Genomic DNA, 24,082 nt, shown 5'->3' with positions numbered 1-24,082 from the left:
GTCGCCGTGCGGTGGTCAACCATCTGAGGTGCAGTTCTAACCGCGGCGGACCGCATCCGTCATGAGTTCGGCGAGACGTGGGACCTGCGTCAACGTCCAGTCCTTCGACAGATGAGTCTGATCCTGATAGATGGGGAGCCCTCGATCACTCACCGGGCGGCAGAGCGCGTTGGGGCAGATCTCGTCATCTACTGAGAAGGACTCAACCGAACGGCGGGAGATGACTTCGTCAGTGACCTCACCGAACTCTTGGATCATAAACTGAGCATCCCCAAAGGGCGTCTCACAATCCTCGGGGGTTACGCCGAGGCGAGACAGGCACGCGGTCGGATTGTATGGCATTCGCGGATTATCCCTAACGACCGCGACGCCAGCTCCAAGTGCTGCAATCTCGTCGAGCTGCTCTTCAACGCCGGCGCGCCAGGCCTCCCGCTGCTCGTCGAGAGGCAGTCTGTTGCCGTCCGAGTCAAGAATTTTGCCGAAGTAGCCGTAGGCATTCGAAATAATCACGGCGTCTGGCCTTATCGCGTCGAGAAGTTCGGACGTCTCCTCGCGGTAAGGCGCACAGGCTGGGTCTTGAATCCCCTTCGCGTCTCCGATGGGTATCGAGAACGACGGGCACGAGCTCTTCCACCGAAAAATGAGGCGGTAACCGGCGTCCTTTGCAGCCCGATCGAACGCCGCGCGCCAGTGGCCCGCGTGGGAGTCACCGATCACTGCAACCGTCGTCGTCCCCTCGGGATCGCCCAGAACACATGCCTCGTCCGCCCCAACCTTCAGTCGAACCGCACCTGCACACCCGTTCGCCGGGACAGCCTCCGCGGCAGCTGCGTAGCTCTTTAGAGGCTCCACTCGCAAAAGCGCATTTCCTGCGATGAAGACAGACCCAGCTATCAGCACGACACATATAGTCGCAGCGACTCCCGATACGAAGGTGCGCCGCGACGAGCGAACAAGAAACGGGTGGAAACGAAGCGGCTGCTCTACGAAATAATAGCTTAACGCACCAACGCCGAGAGAGAGGACCGCGGCCAGCGCTAAGACCATACCACTCCCCGGAAAAATTATTCCCGCAAAAACGATAAGCGGCCAATGCCACAAGTACCACGAATAGGAGACGTTTCCAACCCACACGGCGGGCCTACTCTCGAAGAGAGGAGAAAGCAAATTCCTGGGGCCGCCTCCGCCGACGAGAAGCAAGATCGTGGCCACAAAAGGCAACAACGCCAGATACCCAGGATAGAGGTCCTGCTCAGTGAGAAAAATAAGACCGTATAAGAGAACTACAACGCCGGCAATAACCAAAGTCGACGCGACGAACCGAGACGTTATGATCCGCCGCAGCGGCAACAATGCAACGAGCCCGGCACCGGCGAACTCCCAGGCGCGGGTTGGAAGCAGGTAAAAAGCAGCATTCGGGTCGACAGGTGTTACGACCACCGAAAGCGCGAAAGAAACGGTGAACACTGTCCCGAAAAGCACGATGAGCAGTGTGCGCATTGAAATCCACCGACGCGCGCACCAGATGGCGGCGATGACGATAATCGGCCAGACAAGATAGAACTGCTCCTCGACCCCCAAAGACCACATATGAAGATACGGGCTCTGACCTCCCCCAGTGTCAAAGTAGTCCGTCGACTCTCGCCAAAACAGAATGTTCGCCACGTACAGCACCGACGCAACGGCCTGCCTCGCCTGAGTATCCCAGCTCAGCACCGAACTGAGTATGGCTGAAATGGGCAACGTCACCGCCACGACCAAAACAAGAGCTGGGACTAAGCGGCGGATCCGCTTTGCCCAAAATGCAGCAAGCCGAACTCGCCCGGAGCGTTCGACTTCTTGAACAAGAAGCGTCGTGATCAGGAACCCTGATATTACGTAAAAGACATCAACACCAATGAACCCACCCGGGATAAACTGCGCGCCCGCATGGAAGGCAACAACGGGAATTATGGCCAGCGAACGCATCCCCGTGATGTCGGGACGATGCCATCTTGCCGTTGCCTTCGAGCTCATCAAAAGTTATCCCATCTCAAGGGGTTGCTCAGATGATGATAGCTGGCAGAGGTGACCGCCTCGCGACACAACAATGGCCGCGAGGGCACGCTACGCCCGATAGGCGTCGTCACGATGTCCACCAAAAGGGGGACATCGTGACATGCCGCAACGATCTAAAGTCAAAAGCGCATGCGCAAGAATTGCGCTCGATCAGATTTGACATCAGACCGCCCGCCGGGTTCGGCAGGCGGAGCAAATTGTATCCATGAACGCCTCTGCGCTACATTCTCGAAACATTGCGTTCATCGCAGAGCACTAACGTCTGCCGTATGTCGAGCACATCGATCAAGACGGTCATTCCCGCTGCCGGTCTGGGCACAAGATTCTTGCCAGCAACAAAAGCAATGCCGAAGGAGATGCTTCCCGTCGTCGATAAGCCGGCGATCCAGTACGTCGTAGAAGAAGCTGTCGCGGCGGGCAGCGACGACGTTCTTGTCATCGTGGGACGCAACAAGAACGCGCTCGCGAACCACTTCGATCGTGTGACCGAACTCGAGCACACGCTTGAGCGAAAGGGAGACGCCGAGAAGCTCGCGAAGGTCATGGAAGCCAGCAACCTGGCCGACATTCACTTCGTCCGCCAGGGCGACCCTCTCGGGCTTGGTCACGCCGTGCTTCGCGCCCGTAAGCACGTGGGAAACGAGACGTTCGCCGTACTCCTGGGAGACGATCTGATCGACTCTCGCGATGTCCTGCTCTCGAGGATGATCGAGGTCTCGCGTGACCGGTCGGCCACCGTGGTGGCGCTCATGGCGGTCGAGCCCTCTCAGATCCACCTCTACGGTTGTGCCGCGGTCGACGAGACGGACGAGACCGACGTCGTGAAGGTGAAGTACCTGGTGGAGAAGCCCTCCGCCGCCGACGCACCCAGCAACTTGGCCATCATCGGCCGTTACGTCCTGAAACCCGAGATCTTCGACGTTCTGGAGAGGACTCTTCCGGGCAAGGGTGGCGAGATCCAGCTGACCGACGCCCTGGAAGCGCTCGCCGACGATGAGTCGATCGCGGGCCCCGTGCTCGGCGTCGTGTTCCGCGGACGTCGCTATGACACGGGCGACCGGCTCGACTATCTCAAGACCGGAGTTCAGTTCGCGCTGGACCGCGACGACCTACGTGGTGACCTTGCGGCGTGGATCAAGGAACTCGCCGCACACCTCTAAAGGGCTTCCTCAAAGAGCATCAAGTCGACCCCACAGCGATTCGAATCAACCTGAGGGAGATTGGCGTACGGTCAAGCGCGCGACGGGGGCTGAGTTCGTGCGGAATCGGCTTCGACCCTGTCTGGAGGCGGTACCGCGTTTGTCAACTTTCGCCCGACCCGTATGAACGGCTGCTCGATCGTGACGCGAAGCACCCATGCGACGGCGAGCGAACCGAGAAACACGGCTACGAAACGTGCCGACGTAGGGAATGCGCCTGATTGGCCGGGTGCGATGAGCCGGTCAACGACCTCGACGACGAAGGGATGGAAGAGGTACACCGCGTAGGCGAGGTTTCCACAGTAGACAATCGGCCGTACAGCAAGTAGGCGCTGCTGCCAGCTGCCACGTATTAAGAGTCCCGGCATCGCCAGAAGCACAACCAGACCGAAGGCGACGTGCGCGTAGTGCGAGTGGTCGCCGATCGGAATGGACCGCTCGAAGAAGGGGAACAGCAGCATCGCGACGAAGAGGACCGAGGAGAACCACGGGTTCGCGATCGAGCGAATGACTGCGAAGGACGCGCGGTGGTGCATGGCTACGGCTAGAGCGCAGCCGCCGAGGATCGGGAAGTAGATGCCGATGTATCCAGTCCAGGGGACGAAGCTGGCGACGGCGGCCACGGGCACGAGAATCGTGAGCACCTGGCCGAGGCGGGACCGAATGAATGGCACGGCGAACGCGAGGAGCGGCCAGAGGATGTAGAACTTTTCCTCGATCCCGAGCGACCAGGAATGGGAGAAGGTTCCACTTCCGGCGAACTCGCCGTTGAAGGTCAGGAGCAGGGGCAGCCGGTCGAGGAAGTTACCGCCACCCTGCCCGAAGCCCGCTACAAGCACGAGGAAGGCCGTCGATCCGAGCGCTAAAAAGTACAACGGAACGATACGGAACACGCGCCTGATGTAGAAGTTCTTCAAAGAAACACGGCCGTTCCGGTCCTCCTCACGCAGGAGAAGGGTGGTGATCAGGAACCCGCTGATTCCGAAGAACATGGTTACGCCGAGTGCACCGTAGAAGGGGGACCAAAATGGGTCATGCATGTGCCAGGTGAGAACGAAAAGGATGCTGACTGCGCGCAGCCCGTCGAGCGCTGGGAACCGCCGCGCACCTCGGAAGCTCTCGAAGTCGATATCCGCTGCGCTCTTCATGAGACATGAGCATAGAGCTGAGGCGTTTCCGTGTGGTTACTCGACGGATAACTATGTCGCTCCCCGCCTGATGGTCGGAACGGACGCAACTCGTGGTGAGCCAATGGGTCGTGTTGGTGACCAAGTCGTAGCATCCACGGCTCGGGCAGAAAGATGGCACCCCCTTGTGCACGGACAGCCGCCCCGCACGTCGATCCGCTGCCAGGAAGGCCCTGCTTTCGCATGCCCGAACGCATCTCCCCCACCCGCCTGCGCAGGCGACGCCTCGCGGCGATCATCGCCGCCGCGATCGCCGTCTTCGCCGCAACGTACGTCGCGGCACCCGCCGCGCCCGCCACCTACGGCGCGCGCTCCCTCACGGTCGATGACCCCGGCAACCGCCGTTGCATTTCCTCCTAGATAAGGCGACGCAGCTCCGCCTTGGCGATGTCGAGAGCGCGCTTTGCATTTTGGACAGCAGATCTAGCGGAGCCGACCTTGTCGAAACCTCGAGCCGGGTCTTCCTTCGCGGTTCTCTCGCGGAGACGCACCGAACCGCCGTCTAGTGTCGGGAATGAGTTTCGACGCAGCACATGAAAGGCAGCTCGCGAACGCTTCACCGGATTGAACCCTCCCTGGGTCTGTTAGAGCCCCATGCCCTTGCGAATGAAAGTAATCAATTGTTGCTGGCCAGGAGGTTGCACGTATTGCGCATTGTCAGTAAGCGTCATACGGCCCATCGCAGGGTCACGGGCCGCATCATGAGGGACTTCTCATCTGGTAGCGTCGTCCCCCAAATGGGAGCAGCGGTCGGCATCGACGCCGGCCAGGCTCTCCGGGGGAACATGATGGCTAAACATGCGCTCGGGTCTGGTCCTATCGAAGTCACGGCCGCGCGTGCGGGTGACTGCCCGCAATGCGGACATGACAACAGCGACGAGAACGCGACGCCGCGGAGTTCGTCTCGACTGCGCGCCTTACTCGGACTCCGCCCGCGCCCAGCCGCGTGCGCCGAGTGGGAGCTCGACACCAGCGGCTGGGCGTCGAGCCTGCGATGCGGATGCACCGACGCCTTCCACGGAAGCTGACGGACTACACGTCGCAGAGTACGAAGTCGTCGTCAGCGAGCTTGGCGTCGTTCTGCAGTACCATCCCCCACGTGCTTCCGGTCAGGAGCGGTGAAGCCGAGTCGGTCAATGAGGCGACCAGCACTCCCTTCACGAACGCTTCGAGATGCGGCGCCCCACTATCCGTTGAGTCCTTGAGCTCGGCCAACGATCCGACCGTGAATCCGGGCTCTGCTCCGGTTCACTCTGATCGCCCGGAGAGTGTTCGCGGAGGAGGACCTTGGTCGTATATTCACGATCTCGTGCGACGTCGTCGATGTCGACGGTGCGGACTCTCCTCACTTCATCAGCCCCATCTATGCCGTCCCGAACGAGATCGAAACGGGCGACGGAAAGCCGACGACTGTCCGGATGGCAAAGGTGGTATCTCTGGTTGTCAGTGCCTTTGGCGAGGGGGAGATCGTCGTCTCGCTAGACGGTGAAGAAGCGGGCACGGTCCGACTCACCGCTCGCCCGCACGTTCTCGAACCACCGGACAACATCTCCGATCTCGTCGGGTAGGTTACTCATCTGCTAACGTCCCCCATACGGGGGACAACGGTTCACAAAGACGTTTGCCTGGCCCCAGTGGGAATGATGACGATATCCGATGCTCCGTTTAGCACATCGAGCGACGGCGCGATGAATAGTCTGCCAACGCTCACCTGTACGAAGTGCGGGCACGACAACAAGCACACACGAGCCGGTCGCTCCCCCTTCCGACGTCGTCCCAGCGCGCACTGTTACCACCAGGACGAAGCGCTCAGCGGTATGGCGGGAGCCGATGTGTGCCTGTGCGGCGCCGACTTCCACCGTGCTGTTCTGATGGCCTGAGCCTCACCGGGCGAAGAACTTCACCGGCGACAGTCGCGCACAATAGCCTGATCGTTCTTCGAAGATTGTCCACGCGCCCGTGTAGTCCGCGTAAGGCGTGTTCGTGCGGAGCGCGCCACTCGAGGGGGCACGACGCAGGGTGCCCCGTTCAGCCCGTCGACGTCCAGGACCGCGACGTTGCTTGCGATCGCCGCGAGAGTCTTCCCAGAGATCGGGTCTGTCCAGTGGCCGCCAACGGTCGCGCTGTCGCGATCGCAGCGACGAGGTTCTCGGCGTTGTAGTCCGGAGCAGGCCGGGAACGTCGGTGAGCGACCACACGGGGATGATCTCCTCGACCTGGAAGTAGATCACCACGTCGCCGTCCTGCACGTGCGCGCGGACCGAGGGATCTGCCGGGTCTCCTCGCCAGAGAACGAGATCGACGTCCGGTCGAGGCGCGTTCACGTCGTCTCCGAACTAGACCGACGCAAACGAAGAGCCCGGGGGTAGTCCACCAGCGCCTCACGGACGACATCCACAATCTTGGCGTTTTGCGCCTGTCCGGGTTGCGCCGCTGGCGACACCGCGCCAGCGCGAGCCGGTGCAACAGATTGAACTACTCAGTACAACATTCACACAGCAGAAACATAGCCAGTCCGGTCCGGTAACACCGGGCTGCGAGTCTGCGTAGGCACCACCTCCCCCATTCGTTGGTGCGGCCGCATCCGGCGCTTCGTGTACGCGGCCTGCCCACAGCCAGGAAGGCCCTGCTTTCGCATGCCCGAACGCATCTCCCCCACCCGTCTGCGCGGGCGACGCCTCGCGGCGCTGCTCGCCGCCGCGACCGCCGTCTTCGGCGCAATGCTGATCGCCGCCCCCGCCGCGATGGCCGCGCCCGCCACCTACGGCGCGATCACCCTCACGGTCGATGACACCACGATCACCGCTGGCGACACCCTCACGGTCACGATCGCCGCCGACACCGTCGCCGACCTCTACGCCTACGACCTCGTCGTCGGCTACGACCCGGCGCTGCTGTCGTTCGACGCGGCGAGCGCCGTCTACCCGACCGGCGGATTCGGCGACGCGCAGACCGGCACCGACGCGGTGACCTTCAGCAGCACGCGCCTCGGCACGTCCCCCGGCCTCACCGGACCCCAGACGCTCGTGAGCTTCACGTTCACCGCCCTCGCCGCAGGCTCCGCCGACATCTCGCTCAACAGCAGCACCCTCATCGGCACCGCCGGCGAAACCACCGCCGTCGACGTCACCGCGCCCGGCCTCACCGCCACCACCGTCATCGCGGCCGCACCCGTCACCCCGGGCCCGAGCACGTCACCGACGGCCACACCGTCGCCGTCCGCCAGCGCACTGCCGATCACCGGCACCACGCCCAGCGACCCGCTCGCCTCCACCGGAGCCGACGCCACCCCGTGGCTCATCACCGGCGCCATCGGCGCCGCCCTCGTCGCGCTCGGCGCCGTGCTCGTGATCCGTCGCCGACAGGCGGCCACCCGATGAACACCGATCGCACGCGCCTCGCCGCATCCGCATCCGCTCCTTCCCCCAAGAAGAAGGCCATGAAGACCACCACCACCCGCACCATCGCCGCCGCCGCGGTGCTCGGCGCGATCGCCGCGACAACGGCGATCTCGCCCGCGTTCGCCGCGCCCACGGCCACCGCCGCATCCGACGCCGCGATGCTCGCGCCGTACTACACCGAACTCGACGTCACCGGCGACCAGCAGGTGACCACGGCCGACCTCGACGCCGCATCCGCCCAGCTCGGACTCACGAGCACCGCACCCGAGTGGACCACCTTCGGCAAGCTCGACAGCGACGCCAACGGCACCCTCACGGTCGCCGACCTCGCCGCCCTCTCGCAGCGGATGATCTACGACGACGGACCCTTCGAGCTCATCGAAGCATCCGTCATCGACATGCAGGCCGCGATGAACGCCGGCGTCACCACCTCGGTCGCGATCACCCAGGCCTACCTCGACCGCATCGCCGCCTACGACGACACCCCCGTCGCCGTGGGCCAGCGCGCGCTCAACTCAGTCATCACCACCAGCACCGTCGCCCTCGACGCCGCAGCAGCCGCCGACGCGGCGCGGGCCGAGAACGGCATGACCAGCATGCTGCTCGGCGTGCCGGTCGCCGTGAAAGACAACTACGACACCGTCGACATGGTGACCACGGCCGGATGCGGATGCTGGAACGACAACCAGACCGCCACCGACGCGCACATGGTCGAGGGCCTCCGCGCCCGGGGCGCCGTCATCCTCGCCAAGGCGAGCCTCGACGAGTTCGCATTCGGATTCGAGTCGCAGTTCTCGTCCTTCCAGAAACCCGGCACCTCGGTCTTCGTCGCCAGCCCATACAACACCGCGCAGACCGCGGGCGGATCGAGCGGCGGCACGGGAGCGGCGATCTCTGCCAACCTCGCCGGCATCGGCTTCGGCACCGACACGGGCGGCTCCATCCGCGTGCCGTCGTCGTACAACCAGCTCGTCGGCGTGCGCCCGACCGTCGGACTCGCGAGCCGCGATGGCATCGTGCCCCTCGCCCTCACGCAAGACACCGGCGGACCGATGACCCGCACCGTGCTCGACGCCGCCGTCGCCCTCGACGCCGTCGCGGGCGTGGACCCGGCGGATGCGGTCACCCAGCGCCAGACCGGACTCGTGCCCGAGTCGTACACGTCGTCGCTGAGCGACACCGCCCTCGAGGGAAAGCGCATCGGCTACGTGGCCGCAATGTTCGACCCGTCGCTGACGAACCCGCGCGCCACGGCGAACGCCACCGTCCTGCGCGAATGGGCCGAGACCCGCGCGGTGCTCGAGGCACAGGGCGCGACCGTCGTCGAGATCACCCCGCCGGCCGCGTTCGCGAACGTGCTGAACGAAGGCTCCGGCTCGACCAACGAGTTCAAGCACGACCTCGACCAGTACATCGCGACCCACCTCGACCCGGACGTCACCGCCCGGTCACTGGAGGGGATCCTCGCGAACGGTAACTTCGTGCCGTCGCGCGCGACCACGTACACAACCCGGAACGCCGTCACCCCCGAGACGTACCAGGCGTGGGCAGGCCCGACGGGCACGCACACCACTCAGCTCGCCGCCGGCAAGGTGCTCGTCACCCAGATGCTCGACGGCCAGAACCTCGACGCCATGGTCTACCCGAGCGCCGCCCCCTACGGCACGGTCGCGACCAACCTGCGCCTCAGCCCCAACACCGGAATGCCCGCGGTCACCGTTCCGATGGGACAGGCCACGGATGCTGACGGCACCACCCCCATCATCGGCGCGAACGTCAACCTCGAGTTCCTCGGGCGCGACTTCACCGAAGGCACGCTGCTCGGCTTCGCGTACGACTTCGAGCAGGCCACCCACGCCCGCACGACGCCGACGCTGTTCCCCGCGCTGGGGTAGTCGGGGGTGAGGAGAGGGGCCCCGGGGTGCGCGTGTGTGCACCTCGGGGCCTTCTGCGTGAGACGTTGGCTCCGGCTGCCGACGCACCAATTAGCGTTGAGCCGTGATCGTGAATCCTCCCGGCGCCGCTCGCGGGATCTTGCTGTTCGCGCCGGGCGCCGGTGGTGACCCCGCTCGATATGAAGCGCTCATCCGCGCCGCCGCGGCTGCGGGGTTCATCGTCGCTGCACCCATCCACGACCGCTTCGACGTGAGAACCGTGACGGATGAGCAGATGCGCCAACGCGCCGTCGGATTGGCGGATTCGCTTCGCGAGCTAGATCGTCAAGACCTGCCCGTCGTCGCCGCAGGGCACTCCGCCGGAGGATGGGCGGCGCTCTGTCTTGCCGGTGCGCAACCATGGGGTCGCAATCGTCAGCCGATCCCCGTGCCCGTCGAACCCAGGGTAGAGAAAGTCGTCGCCCTTGCGCCGACAGTCGGATGGTTCCAGGCACCGGCCGCGCTCGACAATCTCCGCGTTCCGGTCATCGTGCTGGCAGGAGGGGCCGACACGGTCACACCGCCGACGACCGCAGAGATCCTTCGTGCTGCCCCCGCTGAAGTCAGCGTGCACACATATGAGGGCGTGGGGCATCTCGACTTCTTGAGTGTCCTTCCGCCCACCGTCGCGCCCACCCCGGGCCTCGACCACGGGGCTTTCACAGAGTCGCTCGCTGTCGACTTCGTGCAGGCGCTCGGGTAGGGCATACCTGCTGTGCGCATAGCCAGCTGAGGACGGCACGGGTGGCGACGGGTGGCACGGATGGCGACGGCCGCACGGACGGCGAAGGCGGCGCGGTAGGTCATGGCGCGGTAGGTCATGCCTCGTGGCAATGCCAAGCCGCTGTTTGCGAGAGCGCCCGACTCCGTGACCGGCGGGCTCAATCAGCCAGACCGGCAGATGGCGAACACCCGATCCCCATCCATCGCTGACGTAGCGGCGGTGCCGCTTCCATACCGTCTGCCACGGCGCGAACTGCTCCCGCGTCAGATCACGCCACGGAGTCCCCGTCCGATACCGACACGCCATGCCCTCGACCACCCGGCGGCTGTCACCGAACGGGGCGCTCCGGTTGCCCTGGTTCGACGGCAGCAACGGCTCGATCCGATCCCACCGTTCACCCGTGAAAACCCGACCCCGCGAACCCGTCGACCTCACCAAGCCCGCATCCCGCGCACCTCGCCAACCTTGTGGAGGAGACGCACGAGCTGACTGCCGCTGTGCAGGCGTTGACTCGACGGTCGACCTGCGCCGGATGCGGTGCGCTCGTTGCGATGCGCCGGTTGCGGTGCGCCGTGAGCGCTGCGCCGGTCGGGCTGCGCCGGTTGCGATGCGCCGGTTGCGGTGCGCCGGTCGGGCTGCGCCAGTTGCGGCGCGCCGGTTGCGATGCGCCGGTCGGGCTGCGCCGGGTAGGGCTCGACGCTGTGCAAGCAAGGGCCGGTCGGTCGAGCGGCGATGCCGCTGGGGCCGATGTCGGAGGTTGGTGCAAGACTTATCTCAGGTCGAAAGCAGCCGCTCTCGATCCGTTTCATCGCCGAGTGCCCCGGCGAGCCGCGACAGCGCGTGAGCGTTGCCGCCGACTCAGAAGGGGTGCCATGGGCCGCGACGGGATCATCGGATTCAGCGACGCCGACCAGGCGACGCTGAGCGAGATCGCGCACGCCGTCGAACAGGCGAATGCCGCCGTCGCCGCATCGAAGGCGCAGCTGACTCGAGCCCTCGCTCGGGCCGAGGAACTGGCTCGAACGCAGAGCGCGGGCTCGCCGCGCAGGGTGCGCGACCACGACATGGCCCAGCGCGCGATCGCTCTCGAACTCGGCGCACGCTCGCGGGTCTCCGACCGCACCATGCAGCGCCGGATGAACGCGGCCGCTGAACTCGTCGGCGACTATCCCCTCGCCCTCAATGCCCTCGCCGACGGCCGCATCCACGAGGGGCACGTACGCCTGATCGTCGAAACCGGCGCGATCCTCCCACCCGAGGCGCGCCGCGCGTTCGACGCGGAAGCCGTGCGGCGGTGCGAGACGGACACCCCCGGGCGCGTTCGGGCCGGGCTACAGATCCTCGCCGAACGTCTGCACCCCCGCACCCTCACCGAACGCCACGCCGAGGCACGCGAAGAGCGCCGCGTGTTCCTCACTCCCCTGGCCGACGGAATGAGCCACCTCGGACTCATCGTGCCCACCGTCATCGGCGAAGGCATCTACGACCGCGCGACCCGGATGGCCCGTGCACTCATCGATCTGAGAGCACAGGCCGCCGACCGGCTGCGCGAATCCCGCGCCGCCGGGCTCCCCGACGACCCCGAAGACACGGCGTACGCCGCCGACACCCGCACGATCGACCAGGTGCGCGCCGATCTCCTCGCCGACATGGCCCTCACCGCCCAGCCCAACGCCGATCCCACCCGCACCGACGATGGTCCGGGCACCCTGGGTGCGATCCGGGCGCACGTGCAGGTCGTCGTACCCGTACTCACCCTCCTCGGCACCGACCAATCCCCCGCCGACCTCGCCGGACGCGCACCCATCGACGCCGACACCGCCCGTCGCCTCGCCGGCAGCTCCACCACCGGCTGGGACCGCATCCTCACCCACCCGGTCACCGGGCAGGTCCTGGCCGTCGATCGGCGTGACATCCCCCCGATCCTGCGCCGACAGATCACCGGCCGCGACCAGCGATGCCGGGCACCCGGATGCGCCGCACCCGCCATCCGCTGCGAAATCGATCACGTCCGTGATTGGGCCGAGGGCGGACCCACCCGCACCGACAACCTGCAATGCCTCTGCCAACGACACCACTCCATGAAACAGTTCACCGCCTGGCGCGTGCAGATGTTCGACGACGGGGTCGTCGAATGGACATCGCCGCTCGGCGCGAGGTATCCCGATCCGTCGCCACCCACCGCGGTGCACTTCACACCCGACGACGAGCGGTCACCCTACCGAGACGTCATGACGACGGCGCGACGAGACAACGAACCACCACCGTGGGAGAACTCCGTCTAAGTGGCATACAGGAGTCGCACATCTCGGAACTGACCGGCGTCAACAGCGCTGGCGGCGGAACATCCGCCTGTGCAGGGCGGGGCGTGGGATGGGAGCAGGGGCAGGGCGCCGGCGTGGGCCGGACCCACGGGCGCGCACACCTCGCGGCTCGCGGCTCGCGGCTCGCGGCCGGGGGCTCGCGGCCAGCGGCACACGGCACACGGCACGCAGCACGCAGCACGCAGCACGCAGCACTCGGCACTCGGCACTCGGCACTCGGCACGCGGCACGCGGCACGCGACTCGCGGCACGCGGCTTGCGGCACGCACATCGCGGCTCGCGGCTCGCGGCACGCGGCTCGCGGCACGCGGCTCGCGGCTTGCGCGGTGCTCATCACTCAGATGCTCGACGACCAGAACCTCGAGCAGTCGGGAGCGAGGCGAGGGCCCCCGTGGGCGTGCAGACCCCGGAGCCCCTTTTCGCGCGCCGCCGCGGTTCAGACGAGCAGGGCGCGCAGCCGGGCGAGCTCGTCGCCGCTCAGGCCCAGGCCATCCGTCGCGTACCCCTCGATCGTTCCGAACTGCGCGCGCATCTGAGCGAACGCCGCATCCAGGTAGCTCTCGCGCACCCCGAGCACCGGCATCAGCACCTCACGATCCACGCCGTGCTCCTCCGCTTGGCGGAACACCGGCTCGAGCGCGGGAAGCAGATCGGTGTTGGTCTGCAGGTAGTCCGCATACACATCGTCTGCGCCGACCCCCGCGACCGACAGGAGCGAGGCGGCCGCCCACCCCGTGCGGTCCTTCCCGGTGGTGCAGTGGAACAGCGCTGCTCCCTCGCGGCTCTCATCGAGCAGCCCGAGCAAGAACGCGCGATACCCCGCAAGCGCCGACGGAAGCCGCACCAGATCGCGGTAGGTCTCCTCGAAGAGGCGCTCGGCCTGACCCCCGGCGAGCGACGCCGCGAATGCCCGCGGATCTCCCGAGAGGTCTCCCAGCCGCGCCGCGACGCTGAGCGAACTGTCGGCGAGCACGTCGAGCGGGACGCGCTCGATCTGTTCCGGCAGGCGGTCGGGGGCAGCCTGCACCTCGTCGGCGGTGCGCAGGTCGTAGACCGTCCGCACGCCCAGGGCGGCGAGGGCCGACGCGTCCGCATCCGTCAGCGAAGACAGCGTCGCCGACCGGTACACGACTCCGCTCTTGGTCGGCCCGTCGGGAGTGACAAGGCCGCCGAGATCACGGAGGTTGGGAGCGCTCTGAATCTGCACTCTCCGGCTGGGCTCGCCCGTCATGCGATCTCCTTCTGTCGTTCCGTCTCACGCACGGGGTCCGCTGCTATCGGCCGGGAGGCCACGCTCATCACCCCGATGACGCACACTCCGATCACGGCGGTCCACACGATCATCCCCGGCGTGAGCGGTCGGGTGAACACGATGAACGCCGCACACAGTGCCGCGACGGCGATGCGAAGCGGCATCCGCCACCGGTACAGCCACTCGCCGGTGCGTCCCGTGGTGATGCCGTGCGCCTCGGCGCGGTTGCGGATGGCGGCCAGCCCCGACGCACCGAGACCCCGCACCGTGCGGGCCCACTGCCACGGGCCCGCGAACAACGTCACCACGAACACGGTCGCCGCCAGCACCCCGACCACCACGACCATGCTCGAAACGAACCCGAGGATGCCCGCGTAGAGAGCGACCGCCGCATCGTGCGGGATAGCGGATGCGACCTCCACCGCGAAGAGATTCTCTCCGACGCCGATGCCGCCGCCCACCAACACCATCGACAGCAGCAGCGCACCCGATGCCCACAGCAGGGCGAGCGAACGGCGACGCGCAACGAGCACGCCAGCGGCCAGGAGCAGCAACCCGACCCAGGGAAGCCAGACACCCACGGCGACCACGACCTGGTAGAGCGCGACGTAGCTCGCGGCCGAGCTGGACTCCGCGATCACGATCGTTCGCGAGATCGTCGGGATGCGGTCGGCTAGGGCGAAGCCGTTGTCGAGCAGGCGCTGCTTCACGGACTCGATGATCGGCCCGAGCTGCAGGCTGACCTCCTGGTTCTCACCGATCGTGATCACCGCATCCGCCTGGCCCGTCGCGGTGTTGACCAACTGCGTGTGGGCGGCGGTCAGGGCTTGTCGCCACACCTGCGAGAAGGCGTCGGAGCGAACGAACTCGGTCACCGTGCGCTGGATCATCCCCTCGACCCCGGCGACGGCCGGCGCCTGCAGCAACCCCAGCGCCGCTTTTGCGCGCGGGTCGATGTCGAGGCCGGCCAGCCCGGAGAAGAGATCGTCGGCAAGCGCCTCGATGTCGAGTGCCGACTCGATCGCGGTCACGGCCTCCGCAGCGACGAAGTCCTGCACCGCCGGGTCATCCGCCAGCGGGGCGAACGTGTCGACGAAGTACGCCGTGTCAGTGAGATCGTGATTCGCCCACGCCGAGACCACGGCGACCGGCGCGACCACCGCCCCCACCGTGATCAAGACCGCCGAGAGCACTGCCCACCCCCAGGCCGTGCGTGCGGCACGGGCCGGCCGCTCGGGGCGCGTGCCGGAGCGCTCCTGCGCGAGCTCGCGGCGCAGCGCGTCATTCGCCGTCTGCAGATCGGCCAGCTGTGCGCGCAGTTGCTCGGTCGTCGATTCCATGAGCGGTCAGATCACTTCGGGACGCGGCGGCGTCCACGTGCCGTCGAGAACGGACGGGAGCGGGCGGTACAGGCGCAGCACATAGTTCCAGCCCGGCATGATCGGCAGCGCGTTGTCGGCGCCGTCGAGCTGCACGCCGAACCGGATGCTGACCGCACCATCCGCATCCGGCGTCGCCGTGAGACTGTTGATGCTGTTGACGCGGAGCGCGTTCTCTTCGAAGTAACCCGCCGCGTTGTACAGCGACACGGACCAGAACGCTTCCACGGGTACATCTTTGAGCCGGAGGCGGTACTCGTCAACGGGAAGGCCCTCGTCGACGCTGACGTACGTCGCCTCGTACTCGGGCAGGCCACCCCACCCCGACGCGGTGCCGAGCAGGTGCAGGATCGGGTCGACCTCCGCCTCGGTGCCGAAGGAGTGGTCGTACTTGCTGACACCCCGCGCGAGCGTGAGGATCGCGTCACGCGTTTCGGTCTGCGACGGTTCGTCGTACTCGGGCAGCGGGAACGCGCCCGCACCGCCGCCGTCGATGCGCAGCGCATTCTGCAGCGCGTTCACCTCGGCGACGTCGTCGGGACTGTTCGGGTCGACGAGGATGCGCACGATGAGCGCGGCGTAATCGGTGCCGACCAGCTCGCGGGTGAGCACGTGCGTGCCGGGGTCGCGAAGGATCACCGGACCGTAGTGGTCCTGGCTGATCACCCACACGGAGATGTAACGATCGCCGGTATCGGGGAGCGTGACGGTCACGCCGTCCCGAACGTCGACGATCGCGCTGCTGTAGAGCGTGTCGCGGTTCTGGCGAATGATGGGCTGATCGTCGAGCGGCTTCAGCTCGTAGGTGTGGTTCCACACCCCGACCCCCACACCCGCGGCGAGCCGCGCGAACATGAGGTCGGTCTCGGCGCGGGCGAAGTTCACGACATTGACGGGGATGGCAGTCACGGGGTTCCTTCTTTCGGTAGGCGGGGGCGCCGACGCACGGCACCCCCGCCCGGGGTCAATGGAGCAGACGCGCTTTCGCGGCGGCGAATTCGGCGTCGTCCAGCACGCCCGCGGCGCGCAGGTCGCCGAGCTTCTGCAGTTCGGCGACGAGGTCGACGGATGCGGCCGCCGGCTGCTCGGCCGCGTGTTGTTCGGCCTCGAACTCGTCGTGCGCCTTCTTCTGCTGGTGAGCGGCGATTCCTCCGCTCACCGCGGTGGCCGTGCCCGCGACGACGGCCGTGCGCGCCGCGAGCCCGATCAGGCCAGGACGCCCGACCCTGCGCAGGAACGCCACGTCAGATCACCATCCCGGGTGCGGAGAAGGCGGTCATGCCAGCGCCTTCGCCTTCAGGACCGCGAACTCGTCCGGGCTGATCGAGCCGGCGTCCCGCAGAGCCGCCGCCGCCGCGATCTCGTCGCTGGGGCTGCGCCCGGCGACCTCGCGGATGTACGACTCGGCCGCCGTCTGCGCGGATCGCGCGGCCCGGTCGCTGCGCGCCGCCATGCCCGACCCGCGGGCGATGAGGTAGACGAGCGCCGTTAGGAGCGGAACGAAGATCAGGAACAGAATCCAGACGGCCTTCCACCACCCGCTGAGCGCGTGATCGCGGAACAGATCGCCGACGATCGCGAAGAGGGCGAACAGGTAGCTGACGAAGACCACAGACCACAGCATCCAGCCGAGGATGTCCCAGAATTGCATGTGCGATTTCCTTTCGATTCGGGTAACACGCTGCGTCGCAGCGCGCGAGGGGTTCAGAGCGAGCCGATGCCTTTACCGAGCATCAGTACTCCGATGACCACGAGGAGCACCGTGGTGATCACCACGTTCTCTCGGGCGAGCCACCGGCGGAGGGCCTCCATGGGCTGCCGCAGTCGGTCAGCCGCGACGAGGAAGGCAACGACCGGGATGAGCACGGTCGACACCGCGCACAGCACGAACACGGCGATCGCGACGACCTCCGCCCCGATCGGCACCCCCGCTCCGGCGATGATCACGCTGGCGCTCGCCGCGACAAGGAGGTTCTTGGGGCGCGGAACAGAGAGCAGCAGACCCAGACCGAACGCACGGCCGAACGTGAACGAATCGATCGCCGCCATCCACTTCGGGAGCGCCGGCTCTTCACCGGCCTGCGGCCGACGGCGCCACTGCGCGACGGCCAGAAGAAGAAGAAGAGCGGCGAGCACGAACTGCACGACGGCGCGCACGACATCGGGCCCGTCGGAATCACCCTGCGGGGCCAGCGCGCTCGCGATGAGCACGAAGACGACGACGGGGGTCGTGACCCCGAGCGTCCAGCCGATGAGAAAGCCCGGACCGGTCCGGCGCGCATTCGGCGAGAGCAGCATCAGGATGACCGCCACGATCGTCAACGGGCTCACCGCGATGGCGAGGGTGAGCGGAAGCAGCTCACCGATGACAGGACTCAGCACGGTCAGTTTCCTTCCGAAGATGCGAGCGAAGCGGATGCGGCGGCGCGATTGGTCGAAAACACCGTGTCGCCCGCGCGGACGACACCGAATCGGGCGAGACGCGCCCGCGCATTGCTGCGCACCCGGCTGAACTCGAGCTCGATCCGCGCGGCGGCAAGCCAGGTGCGCAGACCATCGAACTCGTCGGCGCCGGTGACATCGACGTCGGTGACGGCCTCCATATCGACGACGAGACGGAGGACGTCGTCCGGGCCGCCCGCATCCGTGATCGCGGACTTCACCGCCTGCGTGAACACGGCTCCGTTCGCGAAGAACAAGGGCGCCGCCATCCGGATGATGATGGTCCCGGCCGCGGTGGTCTGGCCTGCCGTCGTGCCCTCGACGAGCGCGTGGGCGGGATTTCCGTCGTCGGCGAGCACGTCGATCGTCGGGGTCGCGGCCCGCCGCGCGAGATTGATCAACGCGAGCACGAACGCCACGACGATGCCGGCGATCGACCCGACCGTGAGCGTGACGACGAAGCACACGACGGCGATCCAGAACTCGAACCGCGAGAGCCGCCACAGTCGGCGGAGCTCTCGGAAACCGAGCAACGGCAGGATCGCGACGCCGACGATCGCGCCGATGGCGGGCGCCGGAATCTCGGCGAGCAGGTCGGTACCGAACAGGAGCAGCAGGAGGGTGCCGCCGGCGAGGACGAGCGAGGGCAACTGCGTGCGCGATCCCGCACGGTCCATCGCCGCGGTGCGGCTCGTCGAGGCCCCGAGCGCGAACGATCCGCTCGCCCCCGCGGCGATGCTCGCGACGCCGAAGGCGAACAGATCGCGATTCGGCCGCGTGGCGTACTGGTGCTTCTCGCCGTAGGAGCGGGAGACGAGCAGGCCTTCGGCCGAAGCGACCATCGCGAGAGCCAGGGCCGAGGGCACGAGCACCAGCCACTGCGCCGCATCCAGCACCGGCCACGTCAGATCCGGAGGCCCCGCGGGTACCGCACCGAGCACCTGCACCCCGGCCGCATCGGCGTGCGTCAGCGCCACGGCCGAGGTGGCCGCGACCATGACGACGAGCGCCCACGGGACGGCGCGAAAGAGCCGCTGTCCGATCAGAAGGATCGCGGCGGCGCTCCCCGCGATGAGCATCGACCACGGGTTGGCGTCCGCGAGGCCGGTCGCGAGAGCCACGACCTTCGCCGTGAACTCCGCGCCGGAATCGACGTGCACGCCCAGCGCCTTCGCGACCTGCGAGACGAGGATGTCGAGCGAGAGTCCGCCGACGAAACCGACCAGGATCGGCTTCGACAGGAAGGTCGCCAGGAAGCCGAGCCGAAACACCGCCATCAACAGGAAGACGACCCCGCAGATGACCGCTTGCGCCAACGCCATGACCGCGTAGCTCTGCGAGCCCGCGACGGCCAGGCCCCCGAGCGACGACGCGACCAGCGACGCCGACGCCGCATCCGACGACACCACCAGCTGCCGCGATGACGCCAGCAGCGCCCACACCAGGGCGGGAACCACGAGGGCGTACAGACCCGCGGATGCGGGCAGCCCGGCGATCTGCGCGTAGCCGATGTTCAACGGGATCGCGATCGCGACCAACGTCACGCCGGCGAGGAGTTCGCCCGCCACGTTGTGCCGGTTCAGGCCCGGAATGAGAACTCGCATCGGGGCAATAATCCCGACTGCGGGGTGCCGGAACGGGCACTCTCATCCTTCTCGGATGAGGCGGCGTTGTTTGTGACGCGCGCGCCCGGGTTATGTGACGCGTGCGCCCGGCCGGGACGCGGTGCGGCGATACTCTGAGAGCCATGATCGACGCCGTGCGCCGGGAACTCTCCGCCGGGAGGACCGAGGCCGCGGCTCGTCTTCTGCGGCGGAACTGGCTTCGCCTCGTGCTGGAGTCTCGGACGAGCGAGCTCGAAGAGCTCTGCATCGAGTTTCCCGACGGCCACGACCCGCACATCCTGCTGATCCGGGCGTGCTGCAGAGATCTGGCCGGCGATCAGCACGGCGCCGCATTCCTCCGCGGGCAGGGGATGCGCGTCGCCGCGGACGACTTCGTCGTGTGCTTCACGACCCTTCTCCTCGCGCCCGACAACGCCACGAAGGCGGCCACCGCAGATCGCGCGCGCGACGCCCTCGCCCAGTGCGGACCGGAAGACGACTACCCGTCCGCGCTGTTCCTGCTCGGCTGGACGGAAGTGCGTCTTCGGCGGAACTTCGCCGACGCGATCACTCTTCTGCGCTCCGCCAGCGACGAGGCGCGCCTGCAGTCGCGCGAGGAGACGTTTCGGCTCGCGCAGTCGAACCTCGCATTCGCGCTCACCCAGGCGGGCGCCTTCACCGAGGCTGAGCGGATTCTCGACGGGCTCCCCACCGCGCCCCGGCAGAGTGACTGGGATCGCTTCGAGGGCGGCCTGCCGCAGTCCAACCGCGGAACCATCGCGTTCTGGCGCGGCGACTTTCCGGAGGCCGTTCGACTTCTGGACTCGATCGTCGTCGAGGGAAGCCCCGGCAACGATTTCGAGGCGCAGGCCCGGCTCTACCTGACGTTGAGCCTGATCGCCCTGGGGCGGGCGGAGCGTTACCCCGAGGCAGCGCGTCTCCTGCAGGGCGTCAGCGCGGCCGACAAACACGGCATCTCCTGGGGCACGCTGCGAAGCGTCGTCGGCGCCTGGCTCGCGCACGCCGAGGGGCGCGACGAGCGGGCGCTGGCGATCGCCGCTCCCGCCCTGGTGCGAACCGGAGCGGCCGTCGCACACGCTCTCCTCGGCGAGCTCTACGCGCGGCTCGACGAGTTCGACCGTGCCCGACAGGCGCTTGCCCTCGCCGCCGCGATGCCTCTCCCGCAGTACGCGCTCGTGAGCACGCTAGTCACCTCGGCCGTGCTCAGCGCCGCATCCGGTCGCGGACGACAGGCGCACGAGTATCTCGACCGCGCCCTGGAGCTGGCCGCGCGGGAGGGCGTTCTGGCGCCCTTCCTCACGTCCGACCCGACGGTCGGCGATCTTCTCGCCGCGCACGCGAAACGAGGGTCGCCGCACGACCCGCTCCTGCGCGCGATCTTCGCGCAACGCGACACCCTCTCGCGGCTCGTCACCGGAATCCTGACCCCGCGGGAACGCGAGGTGCTCGCCTACCTCCGCACCACGATGACCGCCGAAGAGATCGCCACGCGAATGGACATCGGCTACCCGACGGTCAAAACGCACATCCGCGCCATCTATCACAAGCTCGACGTCCGCACCCGACGAGCCGCGATCCAGGTCGCAGACTCCCGGTAGGGGTGGGGTCGGGTTTCGGCGGGCGGCGGGGTTCTGCGGATGCGGTCAGGGACGCGTGATCCGCGGCATGGGAGCAGTTCCGCTGTCATCCTTGATGAGCGTCTTCAGCATCGCCCGGAGCAGCTCACTGTCTCGCCCCGTCGGATCGAACGGACGCTCCTTCGCGAGAAGCGCGAGCGCATCCGGAAGCCCCACGGTGGGCACCGCATCCGGCCACATCACTCCCTCGACGACCCCGAGACCTTCGGGGCGCGGCATCATCACGACGAGCGGCTGCACCCGGAGCCGGATGCCGCTCCCGGTGAATCGTGCCCCGAACCGGTCGGTGGCGAACTGCATGTTCCGGGTCATCCACCGCGGCTGGCCGACGTAGCCGCCCGTGACGTTGTCGACGGCGACGAGCTGGTGATGCGATCGGCCGTCGCCGTCATCCACCGCCTCCGTGACCCAGGTGACGTCGCCCTGCGCGAAATTCTTCACGTCGATCAAGAACACGGATCGGCCCGTGATGATCACGCAGTCGACGTCTGTCGGAAACTCGGCGCTGGCCCCCAGCGTCTGATCGGGCATGTGCACAGACCAGAACGTCGCGAAGCGGTCGAGAAGACCGGCCTTCGCGAGCGCCTTCGCGAAGTTGCGCTCGCCCTGCCGGCCCAGCTCCGTGGCCACTTCGGGATACCCGGCCGCCTCGAGTCCGACGCCCGGAACGCCGTACATGTGCGGCGGTTGCCCCAGCGAGACCCCCGCAAGATCATCGGGCTCGTACCCCGTCAACGCACCCGGCCGGCTCGCCTGCGCCACCGCGCTGTGCGCGCGTTCGACCCGTCGCGAGTACTCCAGCTCGCGTTCGCGATTCGCTTCGATCCGCCGCTGCTCCGCGCGCCGCGCATCTCGCCGCACGTCGGCACGCCGCGCCACTCCGATCGATGCATCCGCGATCTCGCGCGTCACGAACGCAACGAGGAAGAGCACCACCCACACGACATGAATCTGAGCAAGGGATGCCGGCACCGCCAGCTGCACGATCGAGAACGTCGTCCAGCCGCCGAACGCCTGCACGACGAAGAGGAGAAGAATCCACGCGCGCGACCACCCGGTGATGCGGCGACGGCACACCGGCCACAGCAGGAACACTCCGATGAGCAACCCCACCGCGACGAACGCCCACGCCTGACTCGTCAGTCCCGCGAGCGCCCAGCTCACCGCATTGACGACAGAAACCACGACCATGACGATCGTCGCAGCGATGGATACGGCGCGGTGCCGGGATTCGAGAGTTCCCATCGGTCCCAATCTGTACGGGCGGATGCGCGGGGGCGGTGATGCGGGGTCGTGGCGGTCGGCGGTGCGGTGCTCGTTCTGGATCTTATCCTCCACAGGAAGCTCTTTCGGGGAGTTCTCCACGGGTCTCGAATGAGGCGCTGATCTGGGATGTCGATGTCGGAGGCCCTTCGTAAAATTGGGGCATGGCAACGAGCACGTTCATCGGATTCAGCGACGCGGAGACCGCGACGCTGGCCGACATCGTGCACGCGGCGAGCACCGCGAACGCGCAGGTCGCGGCGGGGCAGGCGCGCATGAGTCGGGCGCTCGCGCGCGCCCTCGAGCTGGCCGAGCAGCACACGGCGCACGCGTCGTCATCGGTGAAGGCGACCGAGATGGCGCTGCGTGCGATCGCAGCCGAGCTCGCCGGAGCGATCCGCAGTTCCGACCGGTCGGTGCAGCGGCAGATCAACGACGCCGGCATGCTGGTCGACGGGTTTCCTGCCACGCTCGACGCGTGGGAGACGGGCACGATCACCCGCGCTCACGTGCAACTGATCACGGAGCTCGGGCGGCCGCTTCCGCCCGAGGTGCGGGCCGAGTTCGAGCAGCTCGCGCTGATCCGCTGCGAAGACGAGACCGCGGGGCGTCTGCGCGCGGAACTGGCGATCCTCGCCGAGCGACTGCATCCGCGCACCCTCACCGAGCGGCACGCGGAAGCCCGTGAAGATCGCTGCATCCGCACCTTCGTCGTCGGCGACGGCATGTCGGGGCTGACCCTCATCGCCCCGACTCTGCACATCGACGCCATCTACGACCGACTGACGCAGCAGGCCGCGGCCACGGTCGATGCGCGCGGCCAGGCTCGAGAGCGGGTGCGGGCGCGGGCCGCAGCTCAGACTCGAGCTGCAGGCGGCACCGGCGCCGGTCTCGGTGTTGGTGCGTCCGATCAGGACGAGATCGTGGCGTCCGATGAGCGCACCGTCGATCAGTTGCGCGTTGATCTGCTTACCGACATGCTGCTCACGGCGCAGCCGGGTGCCGACCCCACGCGAACCGACGATGGGCCGGGCACGCTCGGCGCCATCCGCGCGAAGGTGCAGGTCGTCGTGCCCGCGCTCACCCTGCTCGGCGCCGACGAGCACCCCGCCGACCTCGTCGGTCGCTCACCCATCGACGCGGCGACCGCACGCGCCATCGCCGGAGCCGTGAACAGCGCCTGGGACCGCCTGATCACCGACCCCGTCACCGGTGCCGTGCTGCACACCGATTCCCGGTTCGCGAGCGACCCGATGCGCCGATTCCTGACGGCCCGCGACCGACACTGCCGTTTTCCCGGATGCCGTGTGCCCGCCATCCGCTGCGAGATCGACCACACCGTCGACCATCACCTCGGCGGACCCACCGACGTGGAGAACTGCGAAGGCCTCTGTCAGCGCCACCACAGCATGAAGCAATTCACCGCCTGGCGGGTGCGGCAGCTCGGCGGCGGGGTACTCGAATGGACCTCCCCACTCGGCACCACCTACATCGACACCCCGCCGGCGCCGACCGTGCACTTCATTCCCGACGATCCCGGCGGTCCCCCGCCCGGAGTCGAACCCGGCGGTCCCCCGCCCGATCGCCTGCCGCAGTTCTGATGCGGGCAGCATTCCTGCCACCCGCATGACTCGCGTTTGCACGGCTGCACACGCGC

19 protein-coding genes and 1 pseudogene are annotated in these 24,082 nt (G+C 67.3%); 9 read left to right on the top strand and 11 right to left on the bottom strand.

What is annotated here, in order from left to right:
- Nucleotides 1-36: 36 nt before the first annotated feature.
- Nucleotides 37-2,016 (bottom strand): acyltransferase family protein, encoded by a 1,980-nt coding sequence (locus tag LQ938_RS02865; protein ID WP_223721670.1) that lies wholly within the window; start codon nt 2,014-2,016, stop codon nt 37-39.
- A 311-nt stretch (nt 2,017-2,327) separates the two neighbouring features.
- On the opposite strand from LQ938_RS02865, the gene galU reads away from it, so the two are divergent.
- Nucleotides 2,328-3,218, top strand: coding sequence for a UTP--glucose-1-phosphate uridylyltransferase GalU (gene galU / locus LQ938_RS02860; RefSeq protein WP_223721669.1), 891 nt, complete (start codon nt 2,328-2,330; stop codon nt 3,216-3,218).
- A gap of 71 nt (nt 3,219-3,289) precedes the next feature.
- On the opposite strand, the gene LQ938_RS02855 is transcribed toward galU, so the two are convergent.
- Nucleotides 3,290-4,405, bottom strand: coding sequence for an acyltransferase family protein (locus LQ938_RS02855; protein WP_223721668.1), 1,116 nt, complete (start codon nt 4,403-4,405; stop codon nt 3,290-3,292).
- 222 nt (nt 4,406-4,627) lie between these two features.
- On the opposite strand from LQ938_RS02855, the gene LQ938_RS02850 reads away from it, so the two are divergent.
- The 5 genes from LQ938_RS02850 (at nt 4,628) to LQ938_RS15515 (ending at nt 10,482) form a co-directional block, all read left to right on the top strand.
- Nucleotides 4,628-4,804 carry a hypothetical protein gene (locus LQ938_RS02850; protein WP_223721667.1) on the top strand — a complete coding sequence of 59 codons (177 nt, stop codon included), beginning with the start codon at nt 4,628-4,630 and terminating at the stop codon, nt 4,802-4,804.
- A gap of 908 nt (nt 4,805-5,712) precedes the next feature.
- The gene (locus LQ938_RS02845; RefSeq protein ID WP_223721666.1) at nt 5,713-6,012 is read left to right on the top strand and encodes a hypothetical protein; all 300 of its coding nucleotides are present in this window, start codon (nt 5,713-5,715) and stop codon (nt 6,010-6,012) included.
- A gap of 1,068 nt (nt 6,013-7,080) precedes the next feature.
- Nucleotides 7,081-7,824 carry a cohesin domain-containing protein gene (locus tag LQ938_RS02840; protein ID WP_223721665.1) on the top strand — a complete coding sequence of 248 codons (744 nt, stop codon included), beginning with the start codon at nt 7,081-7,083 and terminating at the stop codon, nt 7,822-7,824.
- Entirely contained in the window at nt 7,821-9,740 is a 1,920-nt protein-coding gene (locus LQ938_RS02835; RefSeq protein ID WP_223721664.1) for an amidase family protein, read from the top strand. The genes LQ938_RS02840 and LQ938_RS02835 overlap by 4 nt, the downstream gene beginning before the upstream one ends.
- A gap of 103 nt (nt 9,741-9,843) precedes the next feature.
- On the top strand, nt 9,844-10,482 hold the full coding sequence (locus tag LQ938_RS15515; RefSeq protein ID WP_223721891.1) for a hypothetical protein: 639 nt from the start codon (nt 9,844-9,846) through the stop codon (nt 10,480-10,482).
- 231 nt (nt 10,483-10,713) lie between these two features.
- Here LQ938_RS15515 and LQ938_RS15510 read toward each other — a convergent pair.
- Nucleotides 10,714-10,938 (bottom strand): annotated as a pseudogene (locus LQ938_RS15510) (transposase); the annotation flags it as partial.
- Nucleotides 10,939-11,375: 437 nt separating this feature from the next.
- Here LQ938_RS15510 and LQ938_RS02820 point away from each other — a divergent pair.
- On the top strand, nt 11,376-12,788 hold the full coding sequence (locus LQ938_RS02820; RefSeq protein ID WP_223721663.1) for an HNH endonuclease signature motif containing protein: 1,413 nt from the start codon (nt 11,376-11,378) through the stop codon (nt 12,786-12,788).
- A gap of 475 nt (nt 12,789-13,263) precedes the next feature.
- On the opposite strand, the gene LQ938_RS02815 is transcribed toward LQ938_RS02820, so the two are convergent.
- Genes LQ938_RS02815 through LQ938_RS02785 form a run of 7 tightly spaced genes read right to left on the bottom strand, consistent with a single transcriptional unit; the run spans nt 13,264 to nt 19,504 of the window.
- Complete coding sequence (locus LQ938_RS02815; protein ID WP_223721662.1) at nt 13,264-14,058, bottom strand: tyrosine-protein phosphatase; 795 nt, start codon at nt 14,056-14,058, stop codon at nt 13,264-13,266.
- The gene (locus tag LQ938_RS02810; RefSeq protein ID WP_223721661.1) at nt 14,055-15,419 is read right to left on the bottom strand and encodes a hypothetical protein; all 1,365 of its coding nucleotides are present in this window, start codon (nt 15,417-15,419) and stop codon (nt 14,055-14,057) included. Before LQ938_RS02810 ends, LQ938_RS02815 begins: the two co-directional genes overlap by 4 nt.
- 6 nt (nt 15,420-15,425) lie before the next feature.
- Nucleotides 15,426-16,367: a DUF1214 domain-containing protein gene (locus LQ938_RS02805; RefSeq protein ID WP_223721660.1), complete on the bottom strand. Its 942-nt coding sequence runs from the start codon at nt 16,365-16,367 to the stop codon at nt 15,426-15,428.
- Nucleotides 16,368-16,422: 55 nt separating this feature from the next.
- Complete coding sequence (locus LQ938_RS02800; protein ID WP_223721659.1) at nt 16,423-16,701, bottom strand: SHOCT domain-containing protein; 279 nt, start codon at nt 16,699-16,701, stop codon at nt 16,423-16,425.
- Nucleotides 16,702-16,734: 33 nt separating this feature from the next.
- Nucleotides 16,735-17,109, bottom strand: coding sequence for a PLDc N-terminal domain-containing protein (locus LQ938_RS02795; protein ID WP_223721658.1), 375 nt, complete (start codon nt 17,107-17,109; stop codon nt 16,735-16,737).
- 53 nt (nt 17,110-17,162) lie between these two features.
- Entirely contained in the window at nt 17,163-17,840 is a 678-nt protein-coding gene (locus tag LQ938_RS02790) for a GAP family protein (RefSeq protein ID WP_223721657.1), read from the bottom strand.
- 2 nt (nt 17,841-17,842) lie between these two features.
- Nucleotides 17,843-19,504, bottom strand: a complete 1,662-nt coding sequence (locus tag LQ938_RS02785) for a SulP family inorganic anion transporter (RefSeq protein WP_223721656.1) — start codon at nt 19,502-19,504, stop codon at nt 17,843-17,845.
- Nucleotides 19,505-19,647: 143 nt separating this feature from the next.
- Between LQ938_RS02785 and LQ938_RS02780 the strand changes: the two genes are divergently transcribed.
- A complete protein-coding gene (locus tag LQ938_RS02780; protein ID WP_223721655.1) occupies nt 19,648-21,123 on the top strand; it encodes a LuxR C-terminal-related transcriptional regulator in 1,476 nt (491 codons plus the stop codon).
- Nucleotides 21,124-21,168: 45 nt separating this feature from the next.
- On the opposite strand, the gene LQ938_RS02775 is transcribed toward LQ938_RS02780, so the two are convergent.
- Nucleotides 21,169-22,407 carry a nuclease-related domain-containing protein gene (locus LQ938_RS02775; RefSeq protein WP_223721654.1) on the bottom strand — a complete coding sequence of 413 codons (1,239 nt, stop codon included), beginning with the start codon at nt 22,405-22,407 and terminating at the stop codon, nt 21,169-21,171.
- Between the two features lie 182 nt (nt 22,408-22,589).
- On the opposite strand from LQ938_RS02775, the gene LQ938_RS02770 reads away from it, so the two are divergent.
- Entirely contained in the window at nt 22,590-24,026 is a 1,437-nt protein-coding gene (locus tag LQ938_RS02770; protein ID WP_223721653.1) for an HNH endonuclease signature motif containing protein, read from the top strand.
- Nucleotides 24,027-24,082 lie beyond the last annotated feature (56 nt).

It is taken from the genome of Microbacterium sp. cx-55 (assembly GCF_021117345.1).
Classification (GTDB): Bacteria; Actinomycetota; Actinomycetes; order Actinomycetales; family Microbacteriaceae; genus Microbacterium.
This window is presented reverse-complemented; position numbering and strand designations above follow the sequence as displayed.